We start from the raw sequence: 23,526 nt of genomic DNA, 5'->3' as shown, positions 1-23,526 counted from the left end.
GGTTATTGCCGGCATGATGACAAAAATCGGGGTTGTTGTGATTCAAAAGGGCGTAAGTCAATTTTTGCGTATTCTGGCGGGTATCCTGTTTGCAGTACTGCTGGCAGCCGGTGCCATAACGTGGCGGCTGGACCAGGGGCCTGTGGCGCTCGACACCCTGACACCTTACCTGGAAGATGCCCTGTCCGACCCACAAGCGAATGTACGGGTTTCCATTGAGCATACCGAACTGCGCTGGGATCACGGGCTTGGCTCTGTCGGATTACGCCTTCAGGGAACACGCGTGACAGACAACCAGGGGAGCCTTGTCGCACGCTTCCCCGGATTGGGTATTACTGTTGAACCGTGGTGGCTTCTGCAAGGCCGCATTTACCCGAGGATGATCCGGATCATCAATCCCAGCATCCTGATGATCCGGGACAAGAACGGCCAGATACGCCTGGGCATGTCAGACCTGCCGGATAACCCGATGCGCTTGCCGGAAGAACAAGGACACACAGAGCCGGACAGTACGGCAACAGAAACAACAACCGATTTTGTGCAGGGGATTCTGGCATCCCTGACCAAACATGGTTCACCCGATGGCACACCGGGCAGCGTCGTCCTGTCGCATCTGTCACTGTTACAAATCAGCGATGCCAGCATGGTGGTTATCGACAGAGTAGCCGGAATGACATGGCACATTCCCCAAGCATCTGCCGACATGACCCGCGCCCGTGGTCAGCTCGATTTTGATGCCGACCTGGAACTGGCCACATCACAAGACACGACACATCTGGATCTGACGGGCTCCTACAGCGCCCGCTCCCGTCATCTCGAAGCCAGACTGGAAACACGGGACCTGCGTCCGTCCATCCTGTCCGGCCTGTCCGGAGCGCTGGCCCCGCTGGCCGGCCTGGATATCCCGCTGAGCGGCACCGTAGAAACACGCCTTGCCTTGGGTGAGCAGACAACCTTTGTCTCAGGGACCGCTCATATCACCGGAAAATCAGGCGTTCTTCACCTCCCTGAACCGATAGAAGGTGATATCCCTGTCAAATCCTTGGAAATAGGACTGAAGATAACAGCGGACCTGCAGGAGATTCAGCTGGAAACGCTGATGCTGAATCTGGACGGAACCACCGTCACGGCCCAGGGCCACCTTCAGCCCGGGACAGAGACCACACCTCCCTCGGGGCAGGTCACCGTCTCTGTCGATGCACTTCCGGTCAACCGGCTCCGTAATCTGTGGCCCACCGCACTTGCGGTCAATCCAAGAACATGGATTACGGAGAACCTGGAGGATGGAATCGTACGCAACGGGTCATGGGCATTCGACCTGGGTACCGATGAACACAATACCATCACACTCAAGGCTCTTTCCGGTACGGCACAGGCTGAAGGAGTCACCGTCCACTACCTGCGCCCCATGCCCCCCGTATCCGACACACACGCCGCCATTTCTTTCACAGGGGATACTGTCGGCATTACGGTTCAAAGCGGACACTCTGGCGCGCTCAAGGTCACAGGCGGAACGATCGCACTTGAAAAACTGGACCAGGATGACAATACGGCTGCCGTCAATCTGTCCATAACCGGCCCATTGCCTGAAGCTTTAGCCCTTATTGACAACAAACCGTTGGGCTACGCCCGCAAGATCGGCATTGTACCGGACAAAACAGCCGGCCATGTGGAAACAGAACTGAAGCTGTCATTCCCCCTGCTGAGCAACCTTCCCCTGGATCAGTTGTCTGTCCATGCCAACGTGCAGGCAAAGGACGTGTCGATTGCCAATCTGGTCTTCAACCAGAATCTGGAAAAGACCCGCATCACCATGGCGGTAACAGCACAAAACCTTGAGGCAAAGGGAGAGGGAGAGATCGGCGGGATCCCCGCCCGCTTTACATGGACGGAAAATTTTTCCGGCACCCCCTTTGCCAGCCGGTACCTGGTGGATGCTACCATTGCACAGGATAAAAGGCCCGTTGTCGGCCTGACCTTTACACCCTTTGACGGAGAATGGATCAAAGGACCCATTACCGCAAAGGCCGACATGACAACCCAAAGCGACGGCCATGCCACACTGAACGTGGACGCTGATCTGACCGCAGCCCATGCCTCAATACCCGGACTTGGGTGGGTCAAACCCACCGGAAAACCAGGACATGCCAAGGCAAAGCTGCTGCTGCGCGGACAGAATGTAACCGAAGTGCCATCGTTTTCAGCCAGCGTTGCACCGGACCTGACCATACGTGGGGCCCTGAATGTCGGACGCAACAGCACACTGGCAGACTTACGCCTGGATACGGTGCGGATCAACGGCACAGACGCAAAAGTCCGGATCCGGCCATCCAGGGACAGCGATGGCCTGAATGTTACGATCACCGGCTCAACCCTCGACTTGTCGCCCCTGTTCTCCGGCCAGGATGACAGCGAAGGCAACAGCAAAAAGGAGCCGGACAGAACATCCAGCATGGCCGATGATGCTCCCCTGCCGGAGGATATACCGACAACCCCGCTGATGGTCACACACCTGGATTTTTCCAAAGTCCTGATGTCAGAGCATGGGGGACTGGGAGACCTGAAAGTATCTGCGGCACGTCGCAACGGTCGCTTTGAAAGTGTACAGGCAACAGCCCGTGTCGATGAAGGAAAACCGGCAGAATTCCGGATTACCCCCTCAGGGGAACAGGATGGAAGACATCTGACCCTGCGCACATCGGATGCCGGTGCACTGGCCCGTGCGCTGGGCATTGTCACGACAATGCGGGGCGGAGAGCTTCAGGTCAACGGAACCCTGAGTCGTCATGGTGTGGCCCGGGGCACCGCGACGGTCGGTCAATACCGGCTGGTGGATGCCCCGCTTCTGGCCCGGATCCTGTCCGTTGCCGCCCTGACCGGTATTCTGGATACCTTGCGGGGTGAAGGCATTGCCTTCGAATCCCTGGAAGCTCCCTTCGTGTACGACAGCGACCGCAACAGGCTGACCCTGAATGACTTCCGGACCCACGGGGCATCACTTGGCATGACCGGGCGCGGAACTGTATGGTTTTCCGAAGGCCAAATTGACGTAGCAGGCTCCATCATACCGGCCTATGCCCTGAACAGCCTGGTCGGAAAGATCCCCTTGATCGGGCAGATCCTGACCGGTTTTGAGAAAGACGGCGGCCTGATTGGTGCCAACTACGCCATACGGGGCACAACCAGCGAACCGTCTATTTCTGTCAATCCCCTCAGCGCCCTTGCGCCGGGCTTTCTGCGTCGGCTGTTCAATCTGGGACAGGGCAGCACCACGAACGAGGCCGAACCTCAACCGGCACCTTCTCCTTGAAGCGGAGAAGGACGCCGCCCCCGGATCAGGCGTCCGTCGAGTACAGCAAGGCCCAGCGCAATAAGGGCCATGCCTGCCCCATGGCGGGGCTCCAGCTGCTCTTCCAGGAACAGGAATCCCAGAACAACGGCACTGACCGGAATCAGGAAGGTAACAAGGGACGCATTGGACGCCCCGACACGATCCAGCAGGTTATAAAACAGCAGGTAGGCACAGACCGTTGACAGAACGGCAAGCCCAAGAACCGCACCCCATGCCGGGATACCGGGAACAGGCAGGGCCCACGGCGTTTCCAGAACCAGGGCAAGGGGCACCAGAACCAAGGCTGCCCCGGTAATGCTTCCCACCGTAACGATCAAGGGGGATACGCCGTCCTGCTGCGCAAGGTAACGCCCATAAATCGCCGCCATGGCATACGACAGGCTGGCGACCAGCACCGCACCTTGGGCCAGAACAGACAGACCGATGCCATCAAGGGCATCCAGACCTGTCATCACCACCACACCACCAAATCCCAGCACCACACCAAGGCATTTGCCCGGTGTCATCCTCTCCTCGCGGATCAGAACATGGGCCAACAAAACGGTAAACAAAGGTGTTGTTGCATTCAGGATTGAAGCCACACCGGCTGAAACCGTCCCCTGGGCCCAGGCAATCAGGACCTGTGGAATCGCATTGTTCAGCAACCCCATGGCAACAAAAGCAAGAAAGGGCGCAGACCAGATCAGGAAAAACTGACCCCGGACCAGCAACAGGCCCCACAGAAACGGCAAGGCACAAAAAACCCGCAAGGCAACCAACGTAAAGGGCGGGATCTCAGGGACGGCAACACCGACGAAGAAAAAAGCACCACCCCAAAGAACCGACAAAAGAACAAGCAAGCCCCATTCCCGCACCCCCATCACTGTACCCGCCACGTTTGCATTCCCTGCCTGAAAAGTGTTGTTGAAAACAGGAGTCCGGCACCCGAAAACTCCTGAAGGAAAAATACCTGAACAGATAAGGGCAAACCTGTCATCTGGTTTTATCCTGAACAGACCATTGACCCGGAACCGGGGCTGCGATACCCCTGCCCGGATACTCTGGTCAACAGGAATGCTGTACAGTGTTTGCCACCATCTCCGACGCTGCTCATGCGGTTCTGACAACAGAAGATCCTGCCCGTAAATGTCTGCTGACACGGCGGCTTTTCCTGCTGTGGGAACGAACCGGACTGCCACCGGCAGGACAGACCCTGCCACCGGACAGGCCGGCACGACCGGAACATCCCGCCCTTCTGCCCCCCCGGGATATGCCGAAGCGATCAACAGGACCGGGAAAGGGGCGCATTAGCCTGATCCATGCCTTGGCACACATCGAACTGAATGCGGTTGATCTGGCTTGGGACATTGTTGCCCGCTTCAATGATGAAAGAATGCCCGTCGCCTTTTACAAGGACTGGATCCGGGTTGCTGATGACGAAGCCGGGCACTTCATGATGCTGGAAGGGGCGCTGCGTCGGCACGACTCCTTCTATGGTGCTCTGCCCGCCCATGACGGGCTGTGGCAAGCCGCCGAGAAAACAACAGGGTCACTGTCCGCGCGCCTGGCCCTTGTCCCCATGACACTGGAAGCACGCGGACTGGATACCACACCTGCAACAGAAGATCGCTTGCGGGCGCAAGGAGAGCATGATCTGGCCGACATGCTGCACGTGATCTTCGAGGATGAAATCCGCCACGTCCACAGCGGCGTGCGGTGGCTGACCTACCTGGCCCAACGCGACAACCAGGACCCCGCAGCCCTGTTTGCCACCCATATCCAGACCCTGTACCCCGGGGGCCTGAAACCACCTTTTAATGTAGAGGCCCGCACACAGGCCGGCTTCCCGGAGAGCTGGTACCGGCCACTACAGGCAGAACCAACACCACGGGAAGCGCAACACCCTGTTACAACAGCGGTGGACTGACCAAGGCTTGTCCGGATCCTTCTGCCGTATCCCCCCCAACGGATTTGGCCCTGGCCCCATCGATCAAAAACCTACCCATAACCAACCGACGCAGGGCCTCCGGATAAATCCTGTGTTCCTGTTCCAGAACCCGGGAAGCCAGTGTATCCGGGGTATCCCCTGACAGAACAGGAACCGCTGCCTGCATCAGAATTGGCCCGTCATCCAGGGCCGGGCGTACAATGTGCACCGTACACCCGTGCACACGGACCCCAGCCTCAAGAGCCTGCCGGTGCGTGTGCAATCCCTTGAAGGATGGCAGCAAGGATGGATGGATATTGATGATCCGGTCCTGCCAGCCACGAATGAACCCGGCGGACAGAACCCTCATAAAGCCGGCGAGGCACACAAACTCCACGCCAGACTCCCGCAGGCAGGCATCCAGGGCCGCATCAAAATCTTCCCGTGAGGGAAAACTCTGATGCGGGATAACCGTTGTAGGAACACCAGCCGTCCGGGCACGATCCAGTGCATAAACATCGGGAACATTGGATATGACGCGAACAACAGAGGCCGGAAAATCCGGCCTGTCCGCCGCATCAAGCAAGGCCTGAAGATTGGATCCCCGGCCGGACACAAGCACCCCGACCCTGGCACGGGACGATGCCGCTGCTGTCATGGCTCCCATGCCTTTTCCAGCCCCTCCATCAGAACCGCCTCCCCCCCCGGGGCACGTTCAACCAGAGAGCCAACAACACGGGCCTGCTCACCAAAAGACTGCAACAGGCCTAGGGTCTCCCCGACATGGTCCGGTGACACCACCATGATCATACCCAGACCGCAGTTGAACGTCCGCGCCATCTCCCGTGCCGTCACCCCACCCTCGCGGGATAGCCACTGGAACACAGAAGGCAAGGGAACAGCCGCCATATCCAGCGATGCCGCCAGATGGCCGGGCAGGACGCGGGGAATATTCTCGGGAAAACCGCCACCAGTAATATGGGCCAATGCCTTGGCATACCCGGCCCGCACCGCGGCCAGGCAACTTTTCACGTATATCCGTGTCGGAACCAGAAGCGCCCGCCCCAGCGACATCTCTGGCGCGAAGGGGGCTGGAGCATCCCAGCCAAGCCCCGTTCTTTCAACAATACGACGCACCAGGGAATAGCCGTTGGAATGCACCCCGGCAGACGCCAGCCCGATGATCATATCCCCGGCCCGGCACCCGGATCCGTCAATCAAGGACCCCCGCTCGGCTGCACCAACGGCAAAACCGGCGAGGTCGTAATCCTTGCCGGTGTACAGACCCGGCATTTCAGCGGTTTCCCCGCCAATCAGGGCACAACCGGCCTGGCGACACCCTTCACTGATCCCGGCAATAATGGTGCGGGCACGCTCCACATCCAGGGATCCGGTGGCAAAGTAGTCCAGAAAGAACAGGGGTTCGGCCCCCTGCACAACCAGATCGTTGACACACATCGCAACAAGGTCAATACCAACCATATCGTGACAGTCGGCATCGATGGCGATTTTCAGTTTGGTACCAACGCCGTCGTTTGCAGCACACAGGACCGGATCCTGAAAGCCGGCGGCCCGAAGGTCAAAAAGACCCCCGAAACCGCCCAGTGCCGAATCCGATCCGGGACGTGCTGTTGAACGGGCAAGGGGTTTGATGGCTTGCACAAGGGCGTTTCCGGCGTCAATGTCAACGCCGGCATCCCTGTAACTTAGCCCTTTGGGTTCGGAAGGAGTAGTAATGGCGGCCTCACAGAGGTTCACTGTCAAATGGATGGACCGGATGCGCAAGATACTGCAACGGGCGGCTAATGCAATGGCTGGAAAAAAGGCAGTACACCTGACCTTGCTCTGGATGGCTGTTTTCGTACCGTTTCCGGTAAAAGCCGGCGATATTCCCGGGGCGATGCTGTCCGTCTATACCGTCAGCGATGTCGCTGTGGATGCTTCGGCCCCGAATGCCGTCCGGGCCCGTGAAGAGGCATTGGCTAATGGACAGCGCGATGCCTTCCGTATTCTTGTGACCCGTCTGGGCGCACCGGCAGACCGTGTTCCCGTACCGGACCCAGCCGCCATGAACGAGCTGGTGCTGGGCGTTGCCATCCTAGAAGAAAAGACATCCAACGTTCGTTACATCGGGAAAGCCGCCTTCACATTTTTCCCGGACGGGGTGCGTGATCTTTTGCGCAAGGCTGGCTTTACGGCGGTTGATGTACCGGCCCGTCCTCTTGTTGTTCTGCCGGTCTGGACACCGTCCCCGGGGGCCCCATCCCGGTTGTGGGACGATCCGAATCCGTGGAAAACAGCGTGGGACAACCGCCCGAAAGCCGGCTTGGTCCCCCTGGATGTTCCCTTGGGTGATCTGGAAGACGTGACCGCCATCGATGCTGCACGGGCCTCAGCCATGGACCCGATGGCCCTGGATACCATCACGCAGCGGTATCAGGCCGAAGATGCGTTGATCGCTCATGCCGAGGCCCTGTCCCTTGATCACTCCAGTGGCCTTCCGACAGAAATACGGATCCGTGCCACCCGTGGACAGGACCGGGATGCAACATTCCACGATACGGTTCCGGTCCTGAGTGGCCTGTCCCTGGAAGCAGCCCTGAACGAGGCCGTAACCCGCACCGTTGCCTGGCTGGAACGCGGCTGGCACGACGAATACAGCAAAATAGCCAGCGGTGAGACCCAGACCCTGAATCTGAGAGTTCATATTTCTGCCGGACTGGAAAACTGGCTGGCTGTGCGCAAGGCCCTAGACAAAAACCGGAATATCCAGTCCTGGACCCTTGATGCCCTGACCCGTACAGAGGCCCTTGTTTCTGCAACGATTTATGGTGACGCCGAACGCCTGTCGTCCTCTCTGTCTGCCGATGGTTTGCAGATGATCCTGGAAGGGGAGCAATGGGTTATTCACCCGGCAACCCATACACAGCCGCCCCCGTCATCACTCACGCCTGTGCCATACAATAGCCAGTATCCCGAATAACAACTGGGCAGCCACGAAGACACGTGCATGAAGACGGATCTGGAAAGAAGGCGGGCCCCCGGTTATGGTGGGCACTGGCGCACGATAAACACCGAGCCTCGATGACTGCATCACCCTCTCCGCTGCCCGGCGACCCATCCCCCCCCTCACCACCCTCACGAACGTGGGTGTTCTGGGTATCGATGGTGCTTCTGGCCCTGCTGTCGGTTTATATCCTGCGGACTGCGCTCCTGCCCTTTGTGGCAGGGGCTGCCGTGGCCTATTTCCTTGACCCCGTCGCAGACTGGCTGGAACGTCATGGCCTGTCGCGCCTGGTTGCAACCATCTTGATTACATTTTTGTTCCTGATGGTTGTCATCGGCGTGCTCCTGATTCTTGTACCTGCCCTTCAGGCAGAGATCGTGGGCTTTGTCCATCGCATTCCAGCCTACGCCCAAGCTATTGCAAGGCGGCTGGAACCCTTGGTGAGCCAGGCCGCAGAGTTCCTGCCCAAATCCCAGGTCCAGAAATTGACCGACGGCGCGTCAGGGATGTTCAGCAATGTCCTGTCCTGGATTTTTGATCTGGTACGGAGCCTTCTTTCCGGTGGAGCCGCCCTGATCAATGTCCTGTCCCTGGTGGTGATAGCGCCTGTCGTGGCTTTTTATCTGCTGCGCGACTGGGACGCCATTGTGACCAGAATTCATGACCTCTTGCCGCGACAACACGCCGGAACCATTGTGGAACTGGCACGAGAATCCGATACCGTATTGGCCGGATTTGTTCGTGGGCAGGCTATTGTGTGCGTGTCGCTGGGCACCTTTTATGCGGTGGGACTCAGCCTGGTTGGCCTTGATCTGGGACTTCTGGTCGGGTTGGGCGCAGGGCTGATCTCTTTTGTGCCCTATGTCGGCACCATTCTTGGCTTTGTCATATCCATGGGCCTGGCCTTTGCCCAGTTTTCCGATACGTTGCACATCGCCCTGACGGCTGCTGTCTTTGCCTTGGGGCAATTCATGGAAGGGAATTTTCTCTCCCCCTGGCTTGTCGGGAACCGCGTTGGCCTTCATCCCGTATGGATGATTTTTGCGCTGCTGTCCGGGGGAACCCTGTTCGGCTTCGTCGGCATTCTTATGGCCGTACCCGTTGCCGCCGTGCTGGGGGTTCTGGTACGTTTTTCCCTGCGTCGTTACCGTAACAGCCACCTTTATCACGGCCACAAGCCGACATGACGGGGGGTTATTCCCCCGATACCGTCAAAGGACCTGCCCAGATCATGCAGCAATTGCCCCTGCCACTTGAACACCGCCCTGCCTTGGGGCGGGAGGATTTTCTGGTTTCCTCTCATAATGCCGAGGCCGTTGCCTGGATTGATCGCTGGCCAGACTGGCCAACCGTGGCTGTGATCCTGTATGGCCCGGGCGGATGCGGTAAAAGTCACTTGGCCCATGTGTTCTCTGCCTGTGCTGATGCCCCCGTCGTTCAGGGAGAAGCCAATCTGGTTCTGGATCCGCCCGTACTCCTTGCAGGTCATCGTGCCTTGGTGATTGATGACGCGGATGCCGGGCTTGATCAGGTTTCCTTTTTTCACCTTTTCAACAGCGCCCGCGAAGCAGGTTGCTCTCTGCTTTTGACGGCATCCGCTCCACCGTCCGTATGGGGCCTGACACTGCCCGACCTGCGTTCACGCCTGAACACAGCCCCGACAGCATGCATCAGCGACCCGGATGACACCGCAATGGCTGCCGTCTTGATCAAGATGTTCTCGGACCGGCAACTGCGCATTGGTACCGATGTCCTGGATTATCTGGTCCGCCATATGGAACGCAGCTTTGAAGCCGCACGGACCTTGGTACAAAATGCAGACCGAATATCCTTGGCAGAACAACGCCCGATTACACTTCCGCTTGTAAGGCGACTCTTGCAGCAGGATGAGCGCATGGAAGCCTCTTGATAGCACCGTGAAAAGACAGGAAAGTGACAAGATACCCGTGTCTTTTTGACATATCAGGCACAATATCTGTCACATGATCTTGTCCAAGATCCTGAAAACGCATCTCAACCACCATTACACCGAGGAAAGGTGCCCTGTGGCGTATATCCCTTTCTTTCCGAAGGGGTTTTCGTGGTAGCATGGAGCATGCCTACCCTTGTGCGTGGAGTATTGCCACAATGCCTGAGACACCTGCCGGAGAGTCCCGCAGAAATCGGGATACCGGAACCAGCCGCTCTGATCAGACAGAATACCGGGCCAACCGTGGCAGTACGGGACACGTACCGGCAGACGATGCAACAACGCTTCGCATTCATGCTGCCAGACCTGAACGCTTCATCAACCGTGAGCTGTCATGGTTGGCTTTTAACACCCGTGTTCTGGAAGAAGCGGAAAACACACGACACCCCTTGCTGGAGCGTGTACGGTTTCTGTCCATTTCAGCATCCAATCTGGATGAATTCTACATGGTGCGCGTTGCCGGCCTGAAGGGGCAGGTGCATGCCGGCATCACAACCCTGAGCCAGGATGGGCTGACACCGGCACAGCAGCTGGAAGCCATCCATGTTGAGGCACGCAACCTGATCGAAAAGCAGAACCGGGTCTGGGACACCCTGAAAAGGGAACTGGAACAAAACGGAATTCACGTGATCAATACGGACGCGTTGTCTTCCGATGACCGGATCTGGCTTGAACACCACTTTATGAGCCTGATCTTCCCGGTCCTGACACCGCTGGCCGTTGATCCTGCGCATCCCTTTCCCTTTATCCCCAACCTGGCGCAGGCGTTGGTCCTGCACCTGACCCGGCGCGAGGATCATGAACCCCTGCGCGCCCTGATCCCCCTTCCCACGGGGCTGGACCGCTTTATTCGCATCCCCGGGGAAGCCATTCGCTTTCTGGCCATCGAAGATGTGGTTCTTCTGTTTCTGCACCATCTGTTTCCGGGTTTTGAATTACAGCAATGGGGCCATTTCCGGGTTATTCGTGATTCAGAAATGGAGATCGATGAAGAGGCACAGGATCTGGTCCAATCGTTTGAAAGCGCCCTGAAACGCCGGCGAAGGGGGCTTTGCATCCGCCTGAAGATGAATGCTGACATCCCCGATGACATGGCCAAGCTGATTTGCGACGAAATGCATGTGGCCCCGGCAGACGCCTTCCGGGTTAACGGGCTGATCGGCTTGGCTGATACACGCAAGCTTATTACGGATGAGCGCCCTGACCTTCAGTTTGTCCCCTTCAATATCCGCTTCCCGGAACGGATACGGGATTTCGGAGGGGATTGCTTCGCTGCTATCCGCAAGAAAGATATTGTGGTTCATCACCCATACGAATCTTTTGATGTTGTGATCCAGTTTCTGCGACAGGCCGCACGTGATCCCAGCGTCATGTCCATCAAGCAGACGCTGTACAGAACGTCCAAGGGTAGCCCGATTGTCGCCACGTTGATCGAAGCCGCAGAAAACGGGAAATCCGTTACGGCCATGGTAGAGCTGAAAGCGCGCTTTGACGAAGAGGCCAACATACAATGGGCCCGGGATCTGGAACGGGCCGGTGTCAACGTCGTCTATGGGTTCCTTGACCTGAAAACCCACGCGAAAATCAGCCTGGTAACGCGGCGCGAAGGGAATGAACTGCGGTCGTATGTGCACTTTGGGACTGGAAACTACCACCCGATTACAGCCAAGATTTACACTGACCTGTCCTTCTTCTCTGCGGATCCGGCCCTGTGCCTTGATGCCGCCCGCGCATTCAATTTCATGACAGGGTATGCACGACCCGAAAAGATGGAAAAGCTGATCATAGCCCCATTGGGGTTGCGTGATTTTCTGCTGGCCCGTATCGATGACGAGATCAAGAATGCAAAAGCCGGGAAACATGCGGCGGTCTGGGCCAAGATGAATTCCCTGGTTGATGGAAAGGTCATCGACCGCCTGTATCAGGCGTCCTGTGCCGGCGTGCAGGTTGATCTGGTCATACGCGGAATTTGTTGCCTGCGCCCCGGGGTACCCGGACTGTCTGAGAACATACGGGTCAAATCGATTGTCGGGCGCTTTCTTGAACATTCCCGTATCATTGTCTTTGCCAACGGAGGCTCCTTGCCCGGTGCACAGGCAAAGGTCTATATCTCATCGGCGGATTGGATGCCACGCAACCTGATTCACCGGGTCGAGCATCTTGTGCCCATAGAAAATCCGACCGTCCACACACAGATCCTGGACCAGATCATGGGGGCAAACCTCAAGGATACCAGCCAAAGCTGGAGCCTGCGCCCGGATGCGACCTTCGTCAGGGCAAAACCATCAACCAATGCTTTCTCAGCGCACGACTTCTTTATGAACAATCCATCACTGTCCGGTCGGGGAAATGGTGTACAACACCCACCGAAAAAATCTCCGCGTATCATCCTTCAGCGCGAATAGGCCAAATACATATGCAGGACAGGATTTGCCGCAAGCCGGTTGGCATCATCGATATCGGGTCCAACACCGTTCGACTGGTTGTGTACGACGGTATTCACCGGACACCGATGGCTCTGTTCAATGAAAAAGCCACCTGCGCCCTGGGTGCCGGCATTGAAAGCCGTGGACGTCTGAACCCGGATGGGGTGCCGATGGCTGCAGCATCTATCGAACGCTTTGTTCACTTGGCCCGGGCCATGAATGTAGAGCGTCTGGATATTCTGGCAACAGCAGCCTGTCGGGACGCCTCGGACGGACGCAAATTCCTGAAAAAAATCGAGAAACGAACCGGTGTGCCGGTGACCCTGCTCAGCGGGGAAGAAGAAGCGATCCGCGCTGCCTATGGGGTGCTGTGCTCCATCCCGGATGCAGACGGCATGGTGGCCGACCTTGGGGGCGGTTCCCTGGAGCTGGTTACGGTAACGCCAGACAGCAAGCCCGATACCGGGGAATTCATAAGCTTGGCTCTGGGGGTTCTACGCCTGGCCGAAAACGCCGGCAACAGCTGTGGCAACAAACTGCGCAACCTGATACGCAAGCGCCTTGCTGCTGTTACCTTCCTGGAGCACGGGAAGGGACGCCACCTGTATGCCGTCGGCGGATCATGGCGGGCATTGGCCCAGATCATTATCGAGCATATGGATTACCCCCTGCATGTCCTTGACAACTTTTCCCTGCCCTACGACACCGCACGCGAAATGGTGTCACTGGTAACCCAGCAAAACAAACGCGCTCTGGAAAAAATGGGGCATGTATCCAAACGGCGCCTGCCTTATCTGCCACTGGCCGCAACGCTGCTGGATATCCTTCTGGAAGAGATTCAGCCCGATGCGCTGGTGTTCTCTGTGTATGGCATGCGCGAAGGTCAGTTTTTCCTGAATCTGCCACAGAAGATGCAGGACGGTGACCCCCTTCTGTCTGCGGCCACAGAATGGGCCCGTGCCGCCGGTCGCTTCCCTGAACATGGGCGAGAGCTGCTGGAGTGGATGGCCCCGCTGTTCCCCGATGAGCCAAAGCACCTGAACCGCCTGCGCCATGCGGCATGTCTTTTGGGGGATATTTTCTGGAGCGAACACCCGGACTATCGGGCAGAACAAGCATTCCTGAAAGTCCTGCGCCTGCCCTTCATGGGCCTGAACCACACTGACAGGGCTGCGTTGGCCTTGGCTGTCTACTACCGGTACAGCAGCAGCGACGCCCTGCCCGCTGTCAAGCAGGCCCAGGAACTTCTGGATGCCAAGCGCCTGAAACGTGTACGGCTTATTGGCGCTGCGCTACGCCTTGGCCACTCCATCAGTGGCGGCGCGGCGGGTATTCTGGCGCAAACACGGCTGGAAAAAGGCAAGAAGAACCTTGTTCTGGCCGTACCAGCAGCCGACCCCGTGTACTACACGGAACTTTTCGGGAAGAAGCTGGACAAACTGGCCAACGAGCAGGGGTGTAAAGGACAGGTTATACAGATCTAGGAAAGGGGTGAATCACCCCTCTATTTCCACGGCCTCAACACGCCGCCCGTTACGGGACAGACAGAGGGCAAGACTACCGTTCTTCAAGGCCAAGGCATCAGCCCCGAAAACATCACGGCGCCACCCCTTCAATGCCGGAACGTCCGCATTGTCATCAAGGGCTATCAGCTCCAGGTCTTCACTGTCGGCAACCAGCTTCTGGGCCACGTCGTGCTCTTCACACCGCATTTTCAGAAGAACCCGTAGCAGATCGGTCGCCGGGCCAATACCCGGTGGCAGGTCACGACGATACGGAGGGATCGGAAGATCCTCCACCGGCATGGCCTTGCCCCGGGCAACAGCCTCCAGAATAGACTGCCCCGTGTTTCCTTCTGCCTGCCCCTTGACGAAACCGCGCGTCCGCTCCAGCTGCTCGACCGTACGGGGAGCATGGGCTGCGATTTCAAGGAGAGCCTCATCCCGCAGTACACGCTGACGCGGAATATCACGCGTCTGGGCTTCAATCTCGCGCCATGCCGCAAGCTCACGGACAATGCCAAGAAAACGGGGCGTCTTGGTCCGGGTCTTGAGGCGCCTCCATGCTTCCGGCGGATCAACACGATAGTTGGAAGGATCAAGCAGCACAGCCATCTCCTCATCCAGCCAATGGGCCCGGCCGGTTTCTTCCAGACGGGCAGCCAGCTTTTCATATATAACACGCAAGTGCACAACATCGGACAAAGCATAAGACACCTGCTGGTCTGTCAGCGGACGTCTGGCCCAATCCGTAAAGCGCATGGACTTGTCGATAGACACCTTTGCCAGTTTGCTGGCCAGCGTTTCATAGCCGACCGAATCCCCGAACCCGCAGACCATGGCTGCGACCTGGGTATCAAAGAGCGGCGTAGGGAACGTTCCCATCATATTATAGAATATTTCCAAGTCCTGCCTGGCTGCATGGAAAACTTTCAGAACCGACGTGTCACGCATCAGGGCGAACAAGGGAGCGAGATCAATACCCGGCGCCAGGGGATCAATACAGCGTGCCTCATCAGGCCCGCCAACCTGCACCAGACAGAGCTGCGGCCAGTAGGTCTTCTCCCTCATGAATTCGGTATCCACCGTAATGAAAGGTGTACCGGCGAGGCTGTCACAAAAGGCCTGCAAGGCCCGCGTATCGGTGATGAGGATGCTTGTGTCGTTCATGCGGAAACATATAGCGTGACAGGCACAGCGTTGCAATCCGTGGCCTGCGGAAAGATGCGCCCACCCATCCGGCAGGAAGATACAAACGGAGTACCTCTCTGGATACGGGAGACCCGGAAGCCACCGGCTTATAACCAGCCGCATAACACCTGAAATGATGCAACTACGGCTTGACACACTGAAATTAGGTTTTCCAAACCTACAGGCTCGGTCTAATATCCTCGGCAGATGCGGGAGGATCGGGAAGGCTCTGAAAATGTTGCCCCGCTTGACAAAAAGATGCAAACTAACGCTAAAAACAGATGCAATAGTGCTCGGAGGCTTCGTTGGATGAATAGAATACTGATTGCCGTTGCAGCTGCGGCTACCGTGTCACTTGCGACGACAGGCGCACTTGCCGGGGCCACCTTGGATGCTGTCAAGAAGCGTGGCGCCGTTGTGTGTGGGTCGCATACCGGTCTGGCCGGGTTCTCCACGCCCAATGAAAAGGGCGTGTGGACAGGAATCGATGTGGATGTCTGTCGCGCTGTCGCAGCAGCCGTCTTCGGTGACGCTACAAAGGTGTCATACGTTCCCCTGTCAGCCCAGCAACGCATTACAGCCGTACAATCTGGCGAAGTGGACTTGCTGGCGCGCAACACGACATGGACCCTCTCGCGCGATACGGCCAATGGCATGGACTTTCCAGCCGTCAACTACTATGACGGTCAGGGGTTCATGGCACACAAGAGACTGGGCTTGAAAAGTGCGAAAGAACTTGATGGTGCAACCGTCTGTGTGCAGACGGGAACAACCACCGAGCAGAATCTCGCCGACTATTTTCGTGCCAACAACATGAAAATGAACCCGGTCACGATTGAGAAGTACGAGGAAGTCAGCGCAGCCTACTCATCCGGGCGCTGCGATGCCATCACCTCCGACATTTCACAGCTGGCCGCCATCCGTGCCAATGACGTGCCTGACCCGGCCGAACATGTGATCTTGCCCGAACTTATCTCCAAAGAACCGCTTGCCGTATCTGTCCGTCATGGTGACAACCAGTGGACCGATATTGTCCGCTGGTCGTTCTATGCCATGCTGAATGCCGAGGAACTGGGAATAACATCTGCCAACGTGGATGAGCAGTTGAAGTCAGCTACGGATCCAAATACCAAGCGCCTTCTGGGGATAACCCCTGGCATGGGCGCTGCCCTCGGCCTGGATGAAAAGTGGGCGTATAATATTATCAAGCAAGTTGGCAACTATGGCGAAAGCTTTGAAGCCAATGTTGGACTGAAGACGCCAATGCGCCTGGAGCGGGGCCTCAATGCCCTATGGAACAAAGGCGGCATTATGTATGCCCCTCCTGTCCGCTAGGATAGGCGCTGTATAATACCCCGCCGGTCTCTTTGAAGGATGACCGGCGGGTTGTGTCTTTCTTGTTGCGGGTGCAGACACGCCTCTGACATGTTATCGAGAGACAGTCAGGGAAACGCTGGATGGCGTAGCAAGGCAGCGACACAATAAATGGCACACGCGTTTTGTTTGAGCTGTTGTTTATAAACTTTGGGATCGCAAACCATGTCCGAACCTGGAAAAAGCCGGTCGGGCGGAGCCCTATTGAATGATGTCCGCATACGCGGAATCATTGCCCAGGTGCTTGTGCTCGGTGCTGTGTCGGCACTGATTGCCTGGCTGGTACACAACACCCTGAGCAATCTTGCCGCGTTGCAGATTGCGACGGGGTATGGGTTTCTCGAACGGGAAGCTGCCTTTGATATCAGCGAGAGCGTTATTCAGTACTCCCCGGCTGATAGCTACCTCAGGGTTCTGGCTGCTGGCCTTCTGAACACGCTGAAGGTTTCTCTTATCGGCATTATACTGGCAACATTTATAGGAACATTGTTTGGTATCGCGCGCCTGTCCAGCAACTGGATCATTGCCCGTATTGCCGGCATATACGTCGAAGGCTTGCGCAATATTCCCCTGCTGCTACAGCTTTTTTTCTGGTACGCCCTGATCACGGAAGCGTTGCCCAACCCGAAACAAGCACTTCAGCCGCTGGAAGGCGTTTTCCTTTCGAACCGTGGCATAAAAATTCCATGGCCTGTCTGGGAAACCGGACACACCATCGCCGTCGTTGGCTTTTTTGCCGCCCTTGTTGTTGCTTTCTTCCTTAATGTACGCGCCACACGCATACAAAATGCAACCGGTCAACGCCCGGGGGTCTTGCTGCCCGCCTTGGGGCTGATGATTATTTTCCCGGTATTGGGGTGGCTGGCAGGCGGTGCACCGACTGAAATCAGCACCCCTGTCCTGCGGGGCTTCAACTTCCGGGGCGGGGCTAATCTGTCTCCCGAATTTACAGCGCTCCTGACTGGTCTGACCTTGTACACGGGCACCTTTATCGCCGAGATTGTCCGCGGCGGTATCAGCGCTGTTCCTTGGGGGCAAACCGAAGCTGCCGTCGCCCTGGGCCTTAAACGTTCACGCGTGATGAGGCTTATCCTGCTTCCACAGGCGTTGCGCGTCATCATCCCACCCTTGACGAGCCAATACCTGAACCTCGTCAAGAACTCCTCCCTGGCTGTTGCCATTGGCTACCCTGACCTTGTCAGCGTTGCGAATACGGCAATCAACCAAACCGGCCAAGCCGTAGAGGGGGTTGCCATCATCATGGCAGTGTATCTGACAATATCCTTGAGCATTTCGGCCTTTATGAACTGGTATAACGGTCATATAGCATTGCGGGGAGGACGGTGATGAATACCGAACGAGACCCCCGTCCGGGCGATGCCCTTTCCCACATTGAAGAACCGGTCAGTGTTTACCCAGGCTCTCCCCAGATGCGTTCCATGCATGTCCTGGGGTGGGCGCGGCAGAACCTTTTCAGTTCGACATCCAACACCATCATGACCCTTCTGTGCCTGGGACTGTTGGTACAGATCATGCCTGGACTGCTGAACTGGGCTTTCATCAATGCCATCTGGTCTTCCGCAACACCGGATGCCTGCAAAGTCTCCGGAGCAGGCGCCTGCTGGGCGGTCATTGAGCAGAAACACCGCTTTATACTGTTTGGGCTTTACCCATATGAGGAGCACTGGCGCCCGATCACAGCGACTGTCCTCTTTATCATCGCACTGGCCATAACCTGCAATCCGCGTTTCTGGGGACCGACCTTGGCCCTGGTGTGGATCGTAACCCTTCCCCTGTGCGCCATACTGATGTGGGGTGGCATTCTAGGCATGACCCGGGTCAGCAATGATCGCTGGGGTGGTCTACCCCTGACACTGCTCTTGTCTGTCATCGGCATTGGACTGGCGTTTCCTATTGGTGTTCTGGCTGCCCTTGGCAGACGCTCGGAACTGCCGATCATCAAATCAATCAGCGTTATCTACATCGAACTGATTCGCGGTGTACCGCTGATTTCTGTCTTGTTTATGGCATCGGTCATGCTGCCGTTGTTCCTGCCCGAAGGAACAACGATCGATAAACTACTACGTGCCCTTGTCGGCATTACCCTGTTCACAGGCGCCTATCTGGCAGAGGCCATTCGTGGCGGGCTTCAGTCGTTACCACGGGGGCAGTATGAAGCCGCTGATGCCCTTGGACTCGGCTACTGGCAGAAGACACGGTTGATCATCCTGCCCCAGGCTATCCGCATTGTTATTCCGCCACTGGTGAACCAGTTTATTTCCATGTTCAAGGATACATCGCTGGTTATCATTATCGGGCTGTATGACCTGTTGACCACAGCAAAGACAGCCATGACCGATCCGGCATGGCGCCCGTTCTACGTAGAGGCATACGTCTTTACAGCCTTGATTTACTTCGCCTTCAGCTTCTTCATGTCCCGCTACAGCCTGTATCTGGAGCGTCACCTGAATACGGGAGTTCGCCGATGAGCGACCACAACACCTCCACCAACGCCGCGTCCCAGCGCAAACCCGGTGAGGAAATCGTTATCAGCCTGACCAATGTCAACAAATGGTACGGTCAGTTTCATGTCCTGCGTGATATCAATCTTGTGATCCGCAAAGGTGAACGCGTTGTTGTCTGCGGTCCTTCGGGATCGGGAAAGTCAACCATGATCCGCTGCATCAATCGCCTGGAGGAACATCAGGCGGGCGTCATTATGGTCAATGGCACGGAACTGACCAATGATGTCCGTGCGATTGAGGCCATCCGACGCGATGTTGGTATGGTGTTCCAGTCCTTTAATCTGTTCCCGCACCTGACGGTTCTGGAGAACCTTGTCCTGGCACCGACGTGGGTCAAAAAGGTTCCCCGCAAGGAAGCCGTTGATGTGGCCATGTACTATCTGGGGCGCGTCAAAATTCCCGATCAGGCCAACAAATACCCTGGCCAGTTATCAGGAGGGCAGCAACAGCGCGTCGCAATTGCCCGCGCACTGTGCATGAAGCCGGATATCATGCTCTTTGACGAACCGACGTCAGCCTTGGATCCCGAAATGATCAAGGAAGTTCTGGATGTCATGACTGAGCTTGCACAGGAAGGCATGACCATGGTGTGCGTCACCCATGAAATGGGCTTTGCCCGCTCGGTGGCGGATACAGTTGTTTTCATGGCCGACGGTACGATTGTTGAAATGGCTCCCCCTCAACAGCTGTTCAACAGCCCAAAGGAAGAGCGGACCAAACAGTTCCTCAGCCAGATTATCCAGCACCACTGACCCGAAAACGGAAACACCCTGCGAAATCAGAGCAAGCCCTGTATAGAGAAAGGGCTTGCTCTTTTTCTTGCGTGTAAGCGTATGAAGAAACGTGCTGGTCCTTCCGGGGATACCAGATCCTAGCCATCGAATGACACTGCATCGGTACTTGGCGTATCTTCCTTGTCCTTGCTCTCGTTCGGACGGACAGGCTTACTCTCTACCACTTTCCGGACGACTTCAGTTGCCCTTGGCCGTAGAAGGATGTGTGAAATCAGAAAGATGAATAGCCATAGGGGTGGAAGTCGCACACGTCAGCGGCCCCTTTCACGTCGTAACCAGAGATCGTGCAGCGTAACAAACGCCCATGCAATCGGCTTCTTCTTCAAAATCCTGTGCATGAGCCCCGGCAGCCCTTGCTCGTCAAGCCTAGCGGCAGCCCCTGTACCTTCCAGAAACACATCCAGAACAGAGTCAACAAGATAACCGCCCATGCGGTTAAGGCGTTGACAGCATCATTTGCAGCCAGAAATACGGGAAATGAGCACGTCTGCAGCGGATGAAGAGTGATAACAGACTCACCCTGTCCTCGCCTGATTTTCAGGTTCACAGCGCCAGTGGACCCACCAATTTTTTCCGTCAGGAATTCATTGCCCTTTTTTTCACCCGGGACAGCCTGCCCATCCAGCCCCAAAAGGATGCCACCAATCTTCAAGACCGCCAGATGTGCCGCCCCCAACAATGGTATGCAACCCTTCCTCTACCTCTTTTTCATGAAAAGAGTGACACGAAGCCCATATGATCCAACAAGATAATATGCGCTGACAGGCACATGCCCCACGCTGCAAGCGGGATCGACAAGAACGTGCGTTATCGGCAAGATTAATGAAAAGCCCCTGAAACCGTTTTGGTTTCAGGGGCTATAATGGTGCCCAGAGGCGGGATCGAACCACCGACACTGCGATTTTCAGTCGCATGCTCTACCAACTGAGCTATCTGGGCCCTTTAAACACGAACCAGTTTTCTTCTTAAGACAACAAGTGCGTCGGGAGCACGCTTATAGGAAATTAACCTGTTCCTGTCCAGCCTGTTTTCACAATTCATTTTATTTTTTATCGTCAGGCGAACCACCTGTATCTCCTGCCTGCTCTGGCGCATCCAGCACAGGAACACGGTAGCTTTCGCTCATCCAGCGATGCAAATCAACATCAGCACAACGCTTGGAACAGAAAGGCCGATAACGCGGATCAACAGGCTTCTTGCACTCAGGGCAACAAGCTGCCGACACACGAACAGGTTCGACACACGCAACAGGCCGTGAGTCATCAGAGGAACTGGACATTATGTAACCTCGTAACGGCTGGCTGGGTAAGAAGGAACAATCTCTAGGCCAACAGGAGAGCCCGCCTTGCGCCCGGCCTCTTCCAAGGCCGGAGCAAGGCGCCCTGTCAACAAGGCATGAATAACGGGGGATACCCTGAGAGAAACACGCGCAGCCCGGGTTGAACGTAGCACGTCAAGAGCGGCACGCAGACTGTCCAGCGCACTGGTTTCAGGCAGGATGTCCGCATCCCCCTCCTGCGCGGAGGAGAGCATGATTTCCCCAAGGGGAGTCCGGGTCCGGTCGCGACGAATTTCCACAAGTCCCAGCCCCGAAACACCCAGTACCGTTGAGGGAACGCAATCCGCAGACAAAGCGTCGGCCAGCGCCCGGGCCAAGGCTTTCTTGGCAGGGCGGGCCCCACCGCGCTGCGGGGCAATAAAATCAACAACGATCATCCCGGCCAGGGCACGCAACCGAACATGCCGCGCGATCGCGGCAACAGCACGGGCATTGACCTCGTCTGGATCATCCCCGCCTGAGTCAACATCAATGGCTGTCAGCGCCGCTGTTGGCTCAATCCACAAACATCCCTTGGCCCCGAGAGGAACACTCCGCGCAAGTGCACTCCCGAGGACAGCATCATAATCAACCGTCGACAACAAGGACCCTGGACCATCCCAGAGACGCACAGCAAAGCCAGCAGAACGCACCTTCAGAAGAAGGTCGGCATCATCACACACAACGTCCTCAACCTGCCGGCCTGACAACGCAACAGACAAGGGCAAAGGACAATCCGCACCGCCCGCCAAAACAGCCTGGTAGCGTGCTCTCAGGGTATCAAGCTCCCGGATCAGGGCATCTGCCTGCATGGAGCAGGCTTCGGGACGCACGACAAGCCCCTCCCCGGCACAGAGGACGGGCAAAAGGCACGCCTGCAGCTGCTCCCTTTGCCCAGGGTCACGAAGACCAGAAGAAAACGTAAGCCCCGGACGGGACGGTGTCAGAACAAGACCATGCCCGGCAATCGACATATCCAAACCAAGTCGCGCACCCTTTCCCCGTCGGGGTTCGTGCACAACCTGCACCGGAATCCGGGTTCCTTCAGGTAACGGGGTGCGACCGGGGCCACCCTTTACAGGCAAGAACCCCGGATCCTCCGCCCCGATATCAACCAGAACAGCTTGGCAGGCTGGCAAGGACTGAATCACAAGACCTGGGACGACAGACCCGACCACCGGACGGCAGTCACGGAAAAGGTGAATCTCAACCACGGACCCACCCTCGACAAGAGCAACCCGGGTTTCCCCCGGACTACGACTGACCAAGGCCACACGTCCGGATGCTGCCATCAGCCTTACCCCCGGCGAAAGCCCAAGCCAGCCAGAAGACAATCTGTCTCGCGCAAGGGCAGCCCCACAACATTGGACCAAGACCCATGCAAGCCTTTCACAAAGACCTCGGCCATGCCCTGGATAGCATAACCCCCCGCCTTCCCGTCCCATTCGCCGGAATCGATATACTGTTGCACACGGTCAGGTGAAAGAACTGCAAAACCAACGACAGTCTGGACAACACGCAAGGCCAGACGGCCATCGGGGGCTACCACACAGACGCCGGTGTAGACGCGGTGACGACGGCCGGACAACAGGGACAGACAACGACGCGCCGTATCCGCATCTTCTGCTTTTGGCAGAATGCGCGCCCCGCACGCCACAACCGTATCCGCAGCAAGCACAAAGGCCCCGTGATGGCGCGGCGCAACAGCTTCGGCCTTGGCACGGGCCAAACGAAGGGCATACGGCCGGGGCCCTTCTTGCTTCAGGGGAGTTTCGTCGATTTCAGCGGGATCAACAGCCGCAGGCACCAAGCCAATACGGGACAAAAGATCAAGGCGACGAGGAGACGCAGAGGCCAGAACAAGGTGCGATGGCATGCACGACCTATCCATGCCAGACACCGGCCGCTCTTCCTGCAAAACCGGCATGCCTATTTGAAGCGGAACGTAATACGACCTTTATCGAGGTCGTAGGGGGTCATTTCGACCGTAACGCGGTCACCCTTCAGGACACGGATTCTGTTCTTCCGCATACGCCCGGATGTGTGGGCGATAATCTCGTGATCGTTATCAAGCTTCACACGAAACATGGCGTTAGACAGCAGCTCTGTGACTTCTCCCATAAACTCGAGGGAATCTTCCTTGGACATTCTTGCTCCTGATTTGG

The 23,526-nt window shown here is 57.0% G+C and carries 21 protein-coding genes and 1 tRNA gene; 12 read left to right on the top strand and 10 right to left on the bottom strand.

Annotated elements, in window-relative coordinates; all coding sequences use genetic code 11:
* The first annotated feature begins 13 nt into the window (after positions 1-13).
* On the top strand, positions 14-3,310 hold the full coding sequence (locus HEQ72_RS04430) for an AsmA-like C-terminal domain-containing protein (RefSeq protein ID WP_168022661.1): 3,297 nt from the start codon (positions 14-16) through the stop codon (positions 3,308-3,310).
* Here the strand turns inward: HEQ72_RS04430 and HEQ72_RS04425 are convergent.
* A complete protein-coding gene (locus HEQ72_RS04425; protein ID WP_322099477.1) occupies positions 3,289-4,227 on the bottom strand; it encodes a DMT family transporter in 939 nt (312 codons plus the stop codon). The two genes, HEQ72_RS04430 and HEQ72_RS04425, sit on opposite strands and share 22 nt — an antisense overlap.
* Before the next feature lie 188 nt (positions 4,228-4,415).
* On the opposite strand from HEQ72_RS04425, the gene HEQ72_RS04420 reads away from it, so the two are divergent.
* On the top strand, positions 4,416-5,258 hold the full coding sequence (locus HEQ72_RS04420; RefSeq protein WP_168019590.1) for a ferritin-like domain-containing protein: 843 nt from the start codon (positions 4,416-4,418) through the stop codon (positions 5,256-5,258).
* On the opposite strand, the gene purN is transcribed toward HEQ72_RS04420, so the two are convergent.
* Positions 5,239-5,925: a phosphoribosylglycinamide formyltransferase gene (gene purN / locus HEQ72_RS04415; protein ID WP_245183090.1), complete on the bottom strand. Its 687-nt coding sequence runs from the start codon at positions 5,923-5,925 to the stop codon at positions 5,239-5,241. The two genes, HEQ72_RS04420 and purN, sit on opposite strands and share 20 nt — an antisense overlap.
* Positions 5,913-7,022: a phosphoribosylformylglycinamidine cyclo-ligase gene (gene purM / locus HEQ72_RS04410; RefSeq protein ID WP_209316174.1), complete on the bottom strand. Its 1,110-nt coding sequence runs from the start codon at positions 7,020-7,022 to the stop codon at positions 5,913-5,915. Before purM ends, purN begins: the two co-directional genes overlap by 13 nt.
* Positions 7,023-7,035: 13 nt before the next feature.
* Between purM and HEQ72_RS04405 the strand changes: the two genes are divergently transcribed.
* The 5 genes from HEQ72_RS04405 (at position 7,036) to HEQ72_RS04385 (ending at position 14,144) form a co-directional block, all read left to right on the top strand.
* Positions 7,036-8,241 (top strand): DUF2066 domain-containing protein, encoded by a 1,206-nt coding sequence (locus tag HEQ72_RS04405; protein ID WP_168019592.1) that lies wholly within the window; start codon positions 7,036-7,038, stop codon positions 8,239-8,241.
* Between the two features lie 101 nt (positions 8,242-8,342).
* Positions 8,343-9,452: an AI-2E family transporter gene (locus tag HEQ72_RS04400; protein WP_168019594.1), complete on the top strand. Its 1,110-nt coding sequence runs from the start codon at positions 8,343-8,345 to the stop codon at positions 9,450-9,452.
* A gap of 44 nt (positions 9,453-9,496) precedes the next feature.
* Positions 9,497-10,174, top strand: a complete 678-nt coding sequence (locus tag HEQ72_RS04395) for an HdaA/DnaA family protein (RefSeq protein WP_168022660.1) — start codon at positions 9,497-9,499, stop codon at positions 10,172-10,174.
* A 218-nt stretch (positions 10,175-10,392) separates the two neighbouring features.
* Positions 10,393-12,639, top strand: coding sequence for an RNA degradosome polyphosphate kinase (locus HEQ72_RS04390; RefSeq protein ID WP_168022659.1), 2,247 nt, complete (start codon positions 10,393-10,395; stop codon positions 12,637-12,639).
* An 11-nt stretch (positions 12,640-12,650) separates the two neighbouring features.
* Positions 12,651-14,144 (top strand): Ppx/GppA family phosphatase, encoded by a 1,494-nt coding sequence (locus HEQ72_RS04385; RefSeq protein WP_168019598.1) that lies wholly within the window; start codon positions 12,651-12,653, stop codon positions 14,142-14,144.
* A gap of 12 nt (positions 14,145-14,156) precedes the next feature.
* Here the strand turns inward: HEQ72_RS04385 and rnd are convergent, their stop codons facing one another.
* Positions 14,157-15,329: a ribonuclease D gene (gene rnd, locus HEQ72_RS04380; protein WP_168019600.1), complete on the bottom strand. Its 1,173-nt coding sequence runs from the start codon at positions 15,327-15,329 to the stop codon at positions 14,157-14,159.
* Positions 15,330-15,659: 330 nt separating this feature from the next.
* Between rnd and HEQ72_RS04375 the strand changes: the two genes are divergently transcribed.
* From HEQ72_RS04375 to HEQ72_RS04360, 4 genes are all read left to right on the top strand, one after another.
* The gene (locus HEQ72_RS04375; protein ID WP_168022658.1) at positions 15,660-16,685 is read left to right on the top strand and encodes an amino acid ABC transporter substrate-binding protein; all 1,026 of its coding nucleotides are present in this window, start codon (positions 15,660-15,662) and stop codon (positions 16,683-16,685) included.
* Between the two features lie 204 nt (positions 16,686-16,889).
* Entirely contained in the window at positions 16,890-18,071 is a 1,182-nt protein-coding gene (locus HEQ72_RS04370) for an amino acid ABC transporter permease (protein WP_168019603.1), read from the top strand.
* Positions 18,071-19,213 (top strand): amino acid ABC transporter permease, encoded by a 1,143-nt coding sequence (locus HEQ72_RS04365; protein ID WP_168022657.1) that lies wholly within the window; start codon positions 18,071-18,073, stop codon positions 19,211-19,213. Before HEQ72_RS04370 ends, HEQ72_RS04365 begins: the two co-directional genes overlap by 1 nt.
* The gene (locus HEQ72_RS04360) at positions 19,210-20,001 is read left to right on the top strand and encodes an amino acid ABC transporter ATP-binding protein (RefSeq protein ID WP_168019606.1); all 792 of its coding nucleotides are present in this window, start codon (positions 19,210-19,212) and stop codon (positions 19,999-20,001) included. Before HEQ72_RS04365 ends, HEQ72_RS04360 begins: the two co-directional genes overlap by 4 nt.
* Positions 20,002-20,294: 293 nt before the next feature.
* Here HEQ72_RS04360 and HEQ72_RS04355 read toward each other — a convergent pair whose 3' ends face one another.
* Positions 20,295-20,474, bottom strand: a complete 180-nt coding sequence (locus HEQ72_RS04355; RefSeq protein WP_168022656.1) for a hypothetical protein — start codon at positions 20,472-20,474, stop codon at positions 20,295-20,297.
* Positions 20,475-20,539: 65 nt separating this feature from the next.
* Between HEQ72_RS04355 and HEQ72_RS04350 the strand changes: the two genes are divergently transcribed.
* Positions 20,540-20,782, top strand: a complete 243-nt coding sequence (locus HEQ72_RS04350; RefSeq protein WP_168022655.1) for a hypothetical protein — start codon at positions 20,540-20,542, stop codon at positions 20,780-20,782.
* A 124-nt stretch (positions 20,783-20,906) separates the two neighbouring features.
* Here the strand turns inward: HEQ72_RS04350 and HEQ72_RS04345 are convergent.
* The 5 genes from HEQ72_RS04345 to infA all read right to left on the bottom strand — a co-directional run bounded on the left by HEQ72_RS04345 (position 20,907) and on the right by infA (position 23,509).
* Positions 20,907-20,982 (bottom strand) — tRNA-Phe (locus tag HEQ72_RS04345).
* A gap of 103 nt (positions 20,983-21,085) precedes the next feature.
* Complete coding sequence (locus tag HEQ72_RS04340) at positions 21,086-21,322, bottom strand: DNA gyrase inhibitor YacG (RefSeq protein ID WP_168022654.1); 237 nt, start codon at positions 21,320-21,322, stop codon at positions 21,086-21,088.
* Positions 21,322-22,653 (bottom strand): ribonuclease E/G, encoded by a 1,332-nt coding sequence (locus tag HEQ72_RS04335; protein ID WP_168022653.1) that lies wholly within the window; start codon positions 22,651-22,653, stop codon positions 21,322-21,324. The genes HEQ72_RS04340 and HEQ72_RS04335 overlap by 1 nt, the downstream gene beginning before the upstream one ends.
* 5 nt (positions 22,654-22,658) lie before the next feature.
* Complete coding sequence (locus HEQ72_RS04330) at positions 22,659-23,237, bottom strand: Maf family protein (protein ID WP_245183091.1); 579 nt, start codon at positions 23,235-23,237, stop codon at positions 22,659-22,661.
* Between the two features lie 53 nt (positions 23,238-23,290).
* Complete coding sequence (gene infA, locus HEQ72_RS04325) at positions 23,291-23,509, bottom strand: translation initiation factor IF-1 (RefSeq protein WP_066135009.1); 219 nt, start codon at positions 23,507-23,509, stop codon at positions 23,291-23,293.
* Between the last annotated feature and the right edge of the window lie 17 nt (positions 23,510-23,526).

Origin of the sequence: Haematospirillum sp. 15-248 (assembly GCF_012102665.1) — a bacterium.
GTDB lineage: Bacteria > Pseudomonadota > Alphaproteobacteria > Rhodospirillales > Rhodospirillaceae > Haematospirillum.
The sequence above is the reverse complement of the archived record's forward strand: the minus strand, read 5'-3'. Positions and strand labels throughout refer to the sequence as shown.